This window comes from Pseudomonas sp. LM13, assembly GCF_041381355.1.
Classification (GTDB): Bacteria; Pseudomonadota; Gammaproteobacteria; order Pseudomonadales; family Pseudomonadaceae; genus Stutzerimonas; species Stutzerimonas frequens.
This window is the reverse complement of record NZ_JACBXH010000043.1, coordinates 20,715-33,868: the sequence shown is the minus strand read 5'-3', so window position 1 is coordinate 33,868 and position 13,154 is coordinate 20,715. Positions and strand designations below refer to the sequence as shown.

Sequence of the window (13,154 nt, the reverse complement as noted above, 5' to 3'; positions counted from 1 at the left end):
ACCGTCCTGATTCTTGGTCGAACTCGGCGCATGGATCAGCGTGGCATCGACGATAGTGCCTTGGCGCAACGACAAACCGCGGTCGCCCAGATAACCATTGATCACCGCCAGAATCCCAGCCGCCAATTCGTGTTTCTCCAGCAAGCGACGGAAGTTGAGGATGGTGGTTTCGTCGGGAATGCGTTCCAGGCTCAGCCCGGCAAACTGGCGCAGGATCGTGGTCTCGTACAACGCTTCCTCCATCGCCGGATCGCTGTAGCCGAACCAGTTCTGCATCAGGTGTACGCGTAGCATCGCCATCAGCGGATACGCCGGACGGCCGCCTTCACCCTTGGGGTAGTGCGGCTCGATCAGGGCAACCAAACCCGTCCACGGCACCACCTGATCCATCTCGATCAGGAACAACTCCTTACGGGTCTGCTTGCGCTTACCGGCGTACTCGGCGTCGGCAAAGGTCATCTGCTTCATCGGGAAACTCCGGCAACGGGATCGGCGTATTTCACCAGAAACGGGAAGTCTTCTTCAGGATTTCCTTAAGCATCTCCACTGCAAAGAGTAACCGACACTCTCACAAAGCTAGCGCTGCACATCATCTTGGAGCCAAGAAGGAATATCGCTCATTCCGTGCAGTATGCGCCAAATCTCAATGTGGCGAGGACGATCCACGTAGAACACCACGTAGGGATAGCGCTTGAGCGGCCATGATCGCAACCCAGGAAGATCCAGCTCATGGGCGTAGCGGTTGGAGCCTGATTCGGGATGGCGGCTGAGCTGTTTATAAGCATGCTCCAACGCATCAATCAGGCCCAGCGCAGCCTTGTCGGCCTCCTGCTCCACGTAGAAGGCAATCGCTCGATCAACGTCCTCGCGCGCTAGCGCTCTTGGGATGACTGGCTTTTGCTTCATCCGCGCGCATTCCGAACCCGATCACGCAGAGATTCGAAGTAATCGGCATCAACGGGAGCAGTCGGAGCCGAGGCGGCACCCGCCAATAGCAAACCCCGAAGATGCTGGCGGTCCTGGTCCTTGCGGATCAGTTCGCGCACGTACTCACTACTGGTACCGTAGCCACGCTGATTGACTTGTTCGTCCACAAAGCTCTTCAGCGCCTCAGGAAGGGAGATGTTCATGGTACTCATGCCGGCAGCCCCGTTTGGCAAAAATTGGCAAGAGTACTTTAGCGCGTTGCTAAACGCGGTGTCGATAAAGTGTCGAAATCACTGTGCCGAATAGCGCCGAAACGAGCAGGCGGTTTAGCCCGGAAACCGCATAACGACACGCATTGAGCCGGAACGACACACTAAGCAAAAGGGTTCGATTCCCTTCGCCCGCTCCAGTCTTTAAGGCCCTGCTTACGCGCGGGGCCTTTTCATTTGGGGCCGAGCAACCTGCAGATGGTTCGCCTTCTGCCAGACGTTTCATGCCGTTGTCGACCAAACCACCATTGCTCTCAGCGGCGTGGACGACAGATAGGCGTGGCCCAGTGTCAGTACCTTGGGCAGCAGCGAATAGGTGCGCCCGTCGGTGGTGACGTAGCCGAGTTTCATCAGCGTATGCAGGCAGCGGCGCACGGCGGCGCGGGGGATTTCGGTGCGATGGCTGATCTGCGCGATGGTCAGATGACGCTTGCGTTCCTGAAAGGCGTGGATCACTGCCAGACCGCGGGCCAGCGACGTCATGAAGTTCGGATCACCGGTCAGCGCTTCGATGCGTTTGGCCGGCGAAGCGACGATGGGCGGTGCCATCGACGGAGAATGAGCACGCTGATCGTCGGTCATTGGCGTGAACCCTGGGCATGTAATGGATGGGCGATTATCGACATGCAGGCCGATTATCGCCAGCTGTGTGAGTGTAGCAACGAGCGAACCGAGCCGGCGCCCCGGCGTCTACTGACCAGGCGGCCTCATACGGCAACACACTCATGACGCAACGGAGGACACTGGATGGATGTGACCCGCGGAGTGGTCTGGCTGGCACGCAGCGGTTACGCCGCGCGTGGCGTGGTCTACGTGATCGTCGGTTTTTTTGCGCTCATGGCGGCGCTGGGCGCGGGCGACACCGTGGATACCCGCGGCGCAGTACAACAACTGCTCGGGCAACCCTTCGGCGCGGTGCTGCTCTGGCTGGTGGTGATCGGCCTGCTGGCGCATGTGGCCTGGCGCCTGACCCAGGGCATTGGCGATACCGACCGGCACGGCCGCGATGCCAAGGGCCTGCTGGTGCGCGCCGGCCTGGTCGGCAGCGGCGTGGTGAATCTGTTGCTTGCGCTGTTCACCCTGAGTCTGCTGGTGAGTGGTCTGGACCGTTTCACTGATGGCGGTGGTGGTGGTTCAGGGAGTGGCAGCACCGACAGCCTGATGCGCCTGCTGGGCCTGGAACACTCGCACTGGCTGATCTGGACGATCGCACTGATCCCGCTCGGCGTCGGCATCGCCCACCTGATCAAGGCCTGGCGCGCGCATTTCGAGCGCTACTTCCAGTGCGACGAGGGCACCATGCGCCTGGTTCGCCCGGTCTCACGCATCGGCCTGGCGGCACGCGGCTGCGCCTTCCTGATCATCGCCGGCCTGCTGTTCATGGGCGGCAGCCGTTACGAACCGACCGACCCGCCGGGCCTCAAGGAAGCACTGGAAGCCCTGCAGGGCATGCCCGCCGGTGGCGCGCTGTTGCTGGCCGTCGGCGCCGGGCTGTTGGCCTTTGCCCTGTACAGCTTTGCCGAAGCGCGCTGGCGGCGGATCGATTTGTCCGAGGTGACGGATTGAGCAGATTGGCGAAGGGCCGGGTTGGATGCCTTACGCCTTGAGACCGTAGCGGTGGGCTGAAGCCCACCCTACGCAGGATTGGCATGGCGGTTGTGCACGGCCGCTTTTTGTAGGGTGGGCTTCAGCCCACCACGAACGCGCACCCACTCCGGGCATCAACCGGCGTGGTAGTCCGCATCCGCTTCCTCGAATCGCTTGACGATGCTGGCTGCCGGCTCGGCGCCCAGCTTGCTCACCACGACGATGGCAATACTGGCGAGGATGAAGCCCGGGATGATTTCGTACAGCCCCAGACCGATGAACTCTTTCCACACCACCACGGTGACCGCCCCCACCAGCATGCCGGCCAGCGCGCCGTTGCGCGTCATGCGCTTCCACAGCAGCGAGATCAGTACCACCGGACCGAACGCCGCGCCGAAGCCAGCCCAGGCGTAAGACACCAGACCGAGCACCTTGCTCTCCGGGTTGGAGGCGATGCCGATGGCGATCAGCGCGATCAACAGCACCATGCCGCGGCCGACCCAGACCAGCTCGGTCTGCGAGGCATGCTTGCGCAGCATGGCCTTGTAGAAGTCCTGGGTCAGCGCGCTGGAGCTGACCAGGAGCTGCGCACTGAGAGTACTCATCACCGCCGCAAGGACGCCGGAGAGGATGATGCCGGCGACCCAGGGGTTGAACAAGATCTTCACCAGTTCCATGAACACCCGCTCGCCATTCTGGCTCACCGCACCGGCCTGCTCCGGATGGTCAGCGAAGTAGGCGATGCCGAGGAAGCCCACCGCCACGGCGCCGGCCAACGTCAGGATCATCCAGGTCATGCCGATACGGCGGGCGTTGGGGATGGTTTTGATCGAGTCGGCGGCCATGAAGCGCACCAGGATGTGCGGCTGGCCGAAGTAGCCAAGGCCCCAGGCCAGCAGCGAGATGATGGCGACGAAGGACAGCCCGCGGAACATGTCGAAGTTGGCCGGGTTCTGCGCCTCGATGGTGGCCATCACGGTGCCCATGTCACCGAGGGCGAAGATGACAAACAACGGCGTGATCAGCAGCGCGAAGATCATCAGCGTGGCCTGCACGGTGTCGGTCCAGCTCACCGCCAGGAAGCCGCCGATGAACACATAAAGGATGGTCGCCGCAGCGCCGACCCACAGTGCGTATTCGTAGGGCATGCCGAAGGTGGACTCGAAAAGCCGCGCGCCCGCCACCACACCCGAGGCGCAGTAGATGGTGAAGAACACCAGGATCACCAGCGCGGAGAAGATCCGCAGCATGCGGCTCTCGTCCTCGAAGCGGTGCGAGAAATAGTCCGGCAGGGTCAGCGCGTTGTGGTTGTGCTCGGTGTGCACGCGCAGGCGACCGGCGACGAACAGCCAGTTGAGCCAGGCGCCGATGATCAGGCCGATGGCGATCCAGCTTTCCGACAGGCCGGCAACGAAGATCGCGCCGGGCAGGCCCATCAGCAGCCAGCCGCTCATGTCCGAGGCGCCCGCCGACAACGCGGTGACGAAGCTGCCGAGGCTGCGCCCGCCGAGGATGTAGTCGGAGAAGTTCTTGGTGGCACGATAGGCGATGAAGCCGATCAGGATCATCGCGGCGATGTAGACCACGAAAGTGATCAGAGTGGGGGTGCTGACGTTCATGGGACTTGTTTTCCTTGTGTGTCCTGACGCTCCGCCCGCCGAGCCCGGCCGCGGAACCATCGAGGGGCGCAAGGATAGCGCGTCGCCCGCCTGCGTGCGCGTGACCGCCAGGTTCTCCAGGCGCGCAGCGCCGCCGCTATAACAAAAAAGGGCCGGCAAACGTTGCCAGCCCTTTTGGCGCGATCACCGTGCGGTCAGAACGCCAGGCGCACGCCTACGGTCAGGTTGCGACCGGGCAACAGCACCTCATCCTTGATGAACGAGGTGTGCTGACGGGCCTTCTCGTCCAGCAGGTTGTTCGCCTTGAGATAGAGCAGGTAGTCGGTCTGGCTCAGCGAGCCGCTGTAGCCGAGGCTCGCACCGAGCATGTTGTAGCCGCCGGTTTCGGTTTCGTAGTCGGCCAGGTCGTCCTGGCGCTGCACGCGATAGAACTCCAGTTGACCATTGAGCGCAGGGGTAAAGCTCTGGTCCAGCCGCACGCCAAGGCGATCGGCCGGGATGCGTGGCAGGTCGCCGCCACCGTCGCGCAACTTGCCGCGCACATGATCGCCGAACAGGGTGAAGGCGGTGGCGTCGGTCGCCTGGAAGCGCACCTCCCCTTCGGCGCCGGTGAGCACGGCGTCCTGCTGGCGGTACTCAATCTCGCGGTAGCCGCCACCGATGTCGTTGCCGGTATCGGCGGCATAGATGAAGTCGTCCACCTCGTTGCGGAAAACGCTGAGGCTGAAGGTCGTGCGGCCGGCGAACTTGCGCAGGGTGATCTCGGCGTTGTGCGAGGTTTCCTCCTCCAGGTCGACATTGCCCAGCTCGACGGTGCGGGTCGCGGCATGCGGGCCGTTGGCGTACAGCTCTTCGGCGCTGGGCAGGCGTTGCGAGCGCGTGAGCGAGAAGCCCAGCGAGTACTGCGGAGCGAAGGTCCAGACCGCACCGGCGGACATCGAGGTGCCGCTGTGATCGGTATCCGGGCGGCCATCGGCATCGATGTCCTGCCATTCGTGGCGCAGGCCGAGTTCATAGCGCCAGGAGCCGGCGGTGTATTCCTCGAGCAGGAACAGGCCGTGGTTGCGCGTCAGCGTCTGCGGCACGTAGGCCTCCTCGCCGAGGGCTTCGAAGTCGCGACGCAGGGTCTGTGCACCGAGCACGCCGCGCCAGCCGAACAGCGGCTGATGGGTCAGCTCCAGGCGGGCATCGGTGGCGTCGTTGTTGAAGCGAGTGCCCACTTCCCCGCCTTCGATCTCCTTGTGCTGGTAATCGCTGTGGCCGACACGCAGCCGTGCCAGTTCAAAGCCCGGCAGCGGATCGCTCAGCTCGCCGCGCAGATCCCAGCGCTTCTGCCGCATGTCGACGTAGGGCACGCTGCCGTGTTCGTGGTCGTGATCATGGTCGTCGTCATCGTCGTCATCGTGGCCGCCGCAATGCCAATCGCTGCCGTGGGTGTGGCAATCGGCGTGCTCGTGGGCCAGCAGCCCGTAGCGGTTGTTCTGCTCACCGTAGGCGGCGCCGATGTAGCCCCGCTCGCCTATGAAGCTGGCGCCCAGGTTGAAGCTGTCGGTGTCGTTGTAGGAGCCTTCCTGCTTGTTCGGCGAGCCGGGGATTTCATAGGGGTCGGCCTGACGCTTGGTACCCTCGGCGCGGACGGCGAAGTTGCCGCTGCCGGCAGTGATACCGAACACCCCTGCCCCTTCGTTGGCGGCGCTGTTGGCGCGTAGCTCCAGCTCGCCTTCGTAGCCCTTCTCCGGGACGCGGGTGGGTATCTTCTTGTCGATCACGTTGACTACCCCGCCGATGGCGCCGCCACCGTAGAGCAGGGTCGCCGGCCCCTTGAGCACCTCGATGCGCTCGGCTAGCAAGGGCTCGCTGGTCACCGCGTGGTCGGGGCTGATGGTGGAAGCGTCGAGCAGCTCGACGCCATCGCTCAGCACCTTGACCCGAGCGCCATCCAACCCGCGGATCACCGGACGTGCCGCGCCGGCGCCGAAGCTGCTGGAGCGCACGCCCGGCAAGCTTTCCAGGGTTTCGCCCAGTGTCGCTTCACGGCGCAGCACCAGCTCATCGTTTTCCATCACGGCGACCGGGGTGGTCATCTCATGGCTCTGCTTGGCCAGGCCGCTGGCGCTGACCACGACGGATTGCAGTTCGACCGGATCGGCGGCCCAGGCAGCCGGAACCAGGGCCAGGCTGATCGCCCAGGCCAGGGGATGACGCTTAAGTTTCATGTGACTCTCCAGACAGTGGCGGTTGCCTTCCAAGGCAACCGAAGACGGCTGTATGCCGGCATCCGGTAGCGGTGCCAGCTTCGCGGGGCGAGAATCTAATATGTTATATCATAACATTTAAGACTGTTTTTCCAGTAACAGGCACAACGGATGCACCCTGTTCGTGGTCGACATGGAAACGCCGGGCGAACCTCGCGCGGCTTTTGCACCGCTTCGGGAGATAGATCATGACCGTAGACATCGACACCACCACCGGCACCTGCACCGTGGTCATCAACGGCAACACGCACCGCAGCGCCCTGATGGACGTGCGCATCACCACCGATCCCCAGGCACGCATGTCAGTGATGAACATCGACGGCACCAGCATCCATGTGCCAGAAGACGAAGCCGAACATCTGATCGCCGCGGGCGCGGTGGATGACCGATCCAATCTGGTTGCGGACGACTGAACCTGCGGCAGAAACGCAAAACCCCGGCTAGCCGGGGTTTTTTGTAGGTGATCGCAGCAAAATCCTCTGCAGCCTTTGGAAGTGCGCCCCGCTTCGAATTCGGCTTTCGAGCCGGGGCGACACTGGTCTTAGCCGGCGTGATAATCCGCGTCGGCTTCCTCGAAGCGCTTGACGATGCTGGCTGCCGGCTCGGCGCCCATCTTGCTCACCACATAGATAGCGATGCTGGCGAGGATGAAGCCCGGGATGATTTCGTACAGGCCCAGGCCGATGAACTCCTTCCACACCACCACAGTGACGGCGCCAACCAGCATGCCGACCAGTGCGCCGTTGCGGGTCATGCGCTTCCACAGCAGCGAGATCAGCACCACCGGCCCGAATGCCGCGCCGAAGCCGGCCCAGGCGTAGGACACCAGACCCAGCACCTTGCTCTCCGGGTTGGAAGCGATGCCGATGGCGATCAGGGCGATCAACAAGACCATGCCGCGGCCGACCCAGACCAGTTCGGTCTGCGAGGCATTCTTGCGCAGCATCGCCTTGTAGAGGTCCTGGGTCAGCGCGCTGGAGCTGACCAAGAGCTGCGCACTGAGGGTGCTCATCACCGCCGCCAGCACGCCGGAGAGGATGATGCCGGCCACCCAAGGGTTGAACAGGATCTTCACCAGTTCCATGAACACCCGCTCGCCGTTCTGGCTCACCGCACCGGCCTGGTCCGGGTGATCGGCGAAGTAGGCGATGCCGAGGAAACCCACCGCCACGGCACCGGCCAGCGTCAGGATCATCCAGGTCATGCCGATGCGACGGGCGTTGGGGATGGTCTTGATCGAGTCGGCGGCCATGAAGCGCACCAGGATGTGCGGCTGGCCGAAGTAGCCCAGGCCCCAGGCCAGCAGCGAGATGATGGCGACGAAGGACAGCCCGCGGAACATGTCGAAGTTGGCCGGGTTCTGCGCCTCGATGGTGGCCATCACGGTGCCCATGTCACCGAGGGCGAGGATGACGAACAACGGCGTGATCAGCAGCGCGAAGATCATCAGCGTGGCCTGCACGGTATCGGTCCAGCTCACCGCGAGGAAGCCACCGATAAACACATAGAGGATGGTCGCCGCGGCGCCGATCCACAGTGCGTATTCATACGGCACGCCGAAGCTGCTCTCGAACAGCCGCGCGCCGGCGACCACGCCCGAGGCGCAATAGATGGTGAAGAACACCAGGATCACCAGCGCGGAGAAGATCCGCAGCATGCGGCTCTCGTCCTCGAAGCGATGGGAGAAGTAATCCGGCAACGTCAGGGCGTTGTGGTTGTGCTCGGTGTGCACACGCAACCGTCCGGCGACGAACAGCCAGTTCAGCCAGGCGCCGACAATCAAGCCGATGGCGATCCAGCTTTCCGACAGACCGGCGACGAAGATCGCACCGGGCAGGCCCATCAGCAGCCAGCCGCTCATGTCCGAGGCACCGGCCGACAGCGCAGTGACGAAGCTGCCGAGGCTGCGACCGCCGAGGATGTAGTCGTCGAAGTTCTTGGTGGCGCGGTAAGCGACGAAACCGATCAGGATCATCGCCGCGATGTAGATCAGAAAGGTGATCAGCGTGGGTGTACTGATGCTCATGTGTGTCCCTCGTTAGTTGTTGTTCGGCGCAACGCGAGCGGACCCACGTAGCACCTTGGCAGAGGGCGATAGCGAAAAGGCCATCACCTGTGACAGGCCCAACCCGGGCCCGTCAGTGGCGGAAGAGCGTCCGCCAACTGTCCAATTGTTGTTGTGTTCCGGCTGCGTGAGCGGCCGGGAGGTTTAGCGTGATGCGCCGGGTGAACGATCAAGACCATTCACCCGGTGGTACAGCATGAATGCCTTCAGTCGTCTCCGAGCGACAGCAGCGAGGCGTTGCCGCCCACCGCAGTAGTGTTGGTCGAGGTGGTGCGCTCGTTGGCGAAGCGCAGCACATAGCTGGGGCCGCCCGCCTTCGGACCGGTGCCCGACAGACCACAGCCGCCGAACGGCTGCACACCAACCACGGCACCAATCTGGTTGCGGTTGACGTAGAGGTTGCCGACCCGCGCCAGTTGCTCGATGCGCTCGGCGGTTTCCTCGTTGCGGCTGTGTACGCCGAGGGTCAGGCCGTAGCCGGTGCCGTTGATCGCCGCGACGACCTTTTCCAGGTCCGCCGCGTCGTAGCGCACCACGTGCAGCACCGGGCCGAACTGCTCCTTCTTGAGCTGGTGAATGCCGTCGATTTCGAAGGCCACCGGCGCCACGAAATGGCCATTCAGACCAGCCGGCAATGTCGCCTCGGCGATCAGTCGCCCTTCGCTCTTGAGCTGCTGGATATGCGCCAGCAGACCTTCGCGAGCTTCCTGGTCGATCACCGGACCGATGTCGTTCTCACGCAGATGGGTCGGGCCGACGTTCAGCTCGGCCATGGCGCCCTTTAGCAACTCGATCACCCGATCAGCGATGTCACGCTGCACATAGAGCACGCGCAACGCCGAGCAACGCTGGCCGGCACTGGTGAAGGCGGAACCGACGGCATCCTTGATCACCTGCTCGGGCAGCGCCGTGGAGTCGACGATCATCGCGTTCTGCCCGCCGGTCTCGGCGATCAGTGTGGCGATCGGCCCTTCCTTCTCGGCCAGCTGGCGATTGATGATGCGCGCCGTGTCGGTGGAACCGGTGAAGCACACGCCGACCACCCGCGGATCGCGACAGAACACGCCACCCAGGGTGGCACCGTCGCCCGGCAGGAAGGCGATCGCCTCCTTCGGCAGACCGGCTTCGAACATCAGCTCAAGCGCACGCGCAGCAATCAGGCTAGTCTGCTCGGCCGGCTTGGCCAGCACGGTGTTGCCGGCCACCAGTGCCGCGGTGATCTGGCCGAGGTAGATCGCCAGTGGGAAGTTCCACGGGCTGACGCAGACAAAAACGCCGCGGCCTTCATGGAACAGCTCGTTGCGCTCGCCGGTCGGGCCTTTCAGCTCTTCGCGGCCGAGCTTCTGCCGCGCCTGCTGCGCGTAGTAACGGCAGAAATCCACCGCCTCGCGTACTTCGTCGATACCGTCCAGCAGCGACTTGCCGGCTTCAACGGTACACAGCGCCATCAGCTCGGCGCGGTGCTGCTCCAGCAGATCAGCCAGACGCTCCAGCACGGCGGCACGGGCTTCCACCGGCGTGGCATTCCAGCTCGGCCAATAGGCCGCCAGGCGATCGACGGCCTGGCGCGCCTGCTCGGCGCTGGCGAACTGGGCCTGGCCGACAACCTTGTTCAGGTCATAGGGGCAACGCACCTCGGACGGCGTACCGGCGAGCCGCTGCCCGCTGATGACCGGCGCCGCCTGCCACTGGCGCTCGAGGAAAGGTTGGTAGGCGCTGGCCAGGTCGTTCCATTGGTTCTGGATATTCATGTTGATCCCTTGGGAGTTCTTGCGATTGCCAAACAGCGCCGGCGGCAGCGGAATGCGGGGGTTGCCCAGTGCAGCGAACTTGCGCAGCTGGCTCACCGGGTGATCGATCAGCGATTCGACCGGCACGCGCGGGTCGACCAGCTGGTGGACGAACGACGAGTTGGCACCGTTCTCCAGCAGGCGCCGCACCAGATAGGGCAGCAGGTCCTTGTGCGCGCCGACCGGGGCGTAGATCCGTACGTTGCGGGCGTACTTCTCGATCACCGTGTCGTACAAGGCATCGCCCATGCCGTGCAGGCGCTGGAACTCAAACTCGCGCGGCTGCGAGGTTTCCTCGGCCATGGCCAGGATGCAGCTGACGGTGTGCGCGTTGTGGCTGGCGAACTGCGGGTAGATCACCCCACGGGTGTGTTCGGACAACAGGTAGCGCGCGCAGGCGAGGTAGGAGGTGTCGGTACCTTCTTTGCGGGTATAGACGGGGTAGCCGTCCAGGCCCTGGACCTGGCACTGCTTGATCTCACTGTCCCAGTAGGCGCCTTTTACCAGCCGTAGCGGAATGCGTTCGCCAAGCTCGCGACCGAGCAGCGTCAGCCAGACCAGCACCGGCAGGCAGCGCTTGGAATAGGCCTGGATGACCAGGCCGAACTCGCCCCAGCCGGCGATGGCCGGGTCGCGCAGGAGCTTTTCGTACAGTTCCAGCGACAGCTCGAGGCGGTCGGCCTCCTCGGCATCGATGGTGATCCCGACATTGCGCTGCCGCGCCAGCACGGCCAGTTCGCGCACGCTGGCGAACAGCTCGGTGAGCACGCGCTCGCGCTGGACGACTTCGTAACGTGGATGCAGCGCCGACAATTTGATCGACACCGACGGACGCGGGCCCTTGCCGACCTGCGGCTCGGCGCCGACGGTTTCCACGGCCTGACGGTAGTCGGCCATGTACTTGGCGGCGTCTTCGGCGGTCAGCGCGGCCTCGCCGAGCATGTCGAAGGAATAGGTGTAGCCCTTCTCGCGCTCGGGACGGCCGTTCTTCAGCGCTTCGGCGATGGTGCGGCCAAGCACGAACTGCTTGCCCATCAGCTTCATCGCCTGATTCATCGCGCTGCGGATCACCGGCTCGCCGGAGCGCTTGAGCAGGCGGCCGATGACATTCTTCGGCCGGCCGTCGGCAGTTTCCGGATCGACCACCTTGCCGGTCATCACCAGCCCCCAGGCGGCGAAGTTGACCAACACGTTGTCGCTCTGGCCGAGGTGGCGTTCCCACTCGGCGGCGTTGAGCTTGTCGCGGATCAGCGCGTCAGCCGTGGCGGCATCCGGCACCCGCAGCAGCGCTTCGGCCAGGCACATCAGCATCAGCCCTTCCTGGGTGTCCAGGCTGTACTGGCGCAGCAGTGCATCGAGGGTGTCGACGGCATTGTCACGCCCGCGCACCGCCTCGATCAGGCTGCGCGCGCGCTCGCGAATGGCGGCAATACCCGCCTCGCCGGGATCGGCAAGCTGCAGCAGCTCGGTGAGATATTGCGCCTCGTCAACGGCGTAGTTGGCGCTGATGGCGGGAAAGAATTCCGCGGCTTTCTGGTTGGCGAAGGCGCCTTCCAGCACGTGACCGGCCTTGAACATGCGCCGCTCCTCTTGTGATGGTGTCTGCTTATAGGTCTAGTCCACGGCCAGGCTGTTGGTGCAGCACAAGACAATGAGCCAGGTCGGGACACGGAATGTAGGGGCAGCGTGACGCGTCGTTCTTGCGCAAAACTACGGAAGTTTTACGAAAAACTCCGGAAGCCGGGTGCGGAAATGCGACGGTAATAAAAACGCACCAGCATGGCGCAGGAATCTGCGCGTGACAGCTGAAGAGCCCGGAAACAGGGCAATCAGGAGAAAGCTCAGGAGTCGGACTTGCGCAATCCGCGAGGGGTCAGACCGAGGTAGCGGCGGGTCGCCGTGGTCAAGGCGCTCTGGCTGGAGAAGCCGCACTCCTCGGCAATCCGCACCAGTGGCAGGGGCGTTTCGCGCAGCAGGCGGGCGGCACGGTCGAGGCGGGTCTTGAGCAGGTACTGGTGCGGCGTAAGGCCGACGCAATCCTTGAACTGGGCGTGGAAGTGGCTGGGGCTGAGGCAGACCACCTGGGCCAACTCGGCGACGGTGATGCGTCGCGCCAGGTTGTCCTGGATATGGCTGTCCAGCCGCTGCAGATCGAGCGGACCGGCCGGTCGCTGCTGGGACTCGCCGAACAGTCGCAGGTGCAGCGCCTGCAACAGCACGCCGCCCAGCGCCCGGGCCAGCAGCGGATCGCTGCCGTAGCGCGCCAGTTCGGCACCGGCGTAGGCCAACAGATTCTGGAAATCGGCATCCAGCGCCGGATAGCGCGGCGCCTCGAACAGGCGGGCCAACAGCGCAGGGTCATCAGTGACAACATCCTGCTCGTCGAGATCGATGATCAGCATGCGGTTGTCGCCCATGCCGGCGAAGCCGTGGTCGGCATCGCCCGGCACCAGGCAGGCACGCATCCGGCAGACTTCGCCACCCGAGCCATTGACCTCGAATTCCGCGCGCCCAGAGAGCGACATCACCAGCTGGTGATAGTCGTGGGCGTGCTGGTGAGTCTGGTCATCCAGGCGAAGCAGACGGGCGTTGAGCATGATGTGCACCTGTGCGTGCAAGCACTGTACCTAAGCCGGCATGAA

Annotated in this window: 10 protein-coding genes and 1 pseudogene; 2 read left to right on the top strand and 9 right to left on the bottom strand. The window is 63.9% G+C overall.

Features of this window, described 5'->3' with window-relative positions:
* The 4 genes and pseudogenes from HZR81_RS20200 to pcaR form a co-directional block, all read right to left on the bottom strand.
* Positions 1-468, bottom strand: a 468-nt coding sequence (locus tag HZR81_RS20200) for an IS5 family transposase (protein ID WP_500129081.1), incomplete at its 3' end; no start/stop codon positions are given.
* Positions 469-576: 108 nt separating this feature from the next.
* On the bottom strand, positions 577-906 hold the full coding sequence (locus HZR81_RS20195) for a type II toxin-antitoxin system RelE/ParE family toxin (protein ID WP_500129080.1): 330 nt from the start codon (positions 904-906) through the stop codon (positions 577-579).
* A complete protein-coding gene (locus HZR81_RS20190; protein ID WP_221293078.1) occupies positions 903-1,139 on the bottom strand; it encodes a type II toxin-antitoxin system ParD family antitoxin in 237 nt (78 codons plus the stop codon). The genes HZR81_RS20195 and HZR81_RS20190 overlap by 4 nt, the downstream gene beginning before the upstream one ends.
* Before the next feature lie 312 nt (positions 1,140-1,451).
* Positions 1,452-1,778 (bottom strand): annotated as a pseudogene (pcaR, locus tag HZR81_RS20185) (pca regulon transcriptional regulator PcaR); the annotation flags it as partial.
* 165 nt (positions 1,779-1,943) lie between these two features.
* On the opposite strand from pcaR, the gene HZR81_RS20180 reads away from it, so the two are divergent.
* A complete protein-coding gene (locus HZR81_RS20180; protein WP_270052530.1) occupies positions 1,944-2,762 on the top strand; it encodes a DUF1206 domain-containing protein in 819 nt (272 codons plus the stop codon).
* A gap of 155 nt (positions 2,763-2,917) precedes the next feature.
* On the opposite strand, the gene putP (HZR81_RS20175) is transcribed toward HZR81_RS20180, so the two are convergent.
* Both putP (HZR81_RS20175) and HZR81_RS20170 read right to left on the bottom strand, forming a co-directional pair.
* Positions 2,918-4,402: a sodium/proline symporter PutP gene (gene putP, locus HZR81_RS20175; protein ID WP_500129079.1), complete on the bottom strand. Its 1,485-nt coding sequence runs from the start codon at positions 4,400-4,402 to the stop codon at positions 2,918-2,920.
* A gap of 194 nt (positions 4,403-4,596) precedes the next feature.
* Complete coding sequence (locus tag HZR81_RS20170) at positions 4,597-6,618, bottom strand: TonB-dependent receptor (RefSeq protein WP_500129078.1); 2,022 nt, start codon at positions 6,616-6,618, stop codon at positions 4,597-4,599.
* 227 nt (positions 6,619-6,845) lie between these two features.
* Here HZR81_RS20170 and HZR81_RS20165 point away from each other — a divergent pair, with 227 nt between their 5' ends.
* Complete coding sequence (locus HZR81_RS20165; RefSeq protein ID WP_500129077.1) at positions 6,846-7,070, top strand: DUF3203 family protein; 225 nt, start codon at positions 6,846-6,848, stop codon at positions 7,068-7,070.
* A gap of 128 nt (positions 7,071-7,198) precedes the next feature.
* On the opposite strand, the gene putP (HZR81_RS20160) is transcribed toward HZR81_RS20165, so the two are convergent.
* The 3 genes from putP (HZR81_RS20160) to HZR81_RS20150 all read right to left on the bottom strand — a co-directional run bounded on the left by putP (HZR81_RS20160) (position 7,199) and on the right by HZR81_RS20150 (position 13,109).
* A complete protein-coding gene (putP, locus tag HZR81_RS20160; RefSeq protein WP_500129076.1) occupies positions 7,199-8,683 on the bottom strand; it encodes a sodium/proline symporter PutP in 1,485 nt (494 codons plus the stop codon).
* Between the two features lie 245 nt (positions 8,684-8,928).
* Positions 8,929-12,090 carry a bifunctional proline dehydrogenase/L-glutamate gamma-semialdehyde dehydrogenase PutA gene (gene putA, locus HZR81_RS20155; protein ID WP_500129075.1) on the bottom strand — a complete coding sequence of 1,054 codons (3,162 nt, stop codon included), beginning with the start codon at positions 12,088-12,090 and terminating at the stop codon, positions 8,929-8,931.
* Positions 12,091-12,353: 263 nt separating this feature from the next.
* Entirely contained in the window at positions 12,354-13,109 is a 756-nt protein-coding gene (locus tag HZR81_RS20150) for a helix-turn-helix domain-containing protein (RefSeq protein ID WP_500129074.1), read from the bottom strand.
* Positions 13,110-13,154: the final 45 nt, after the last annotated feature.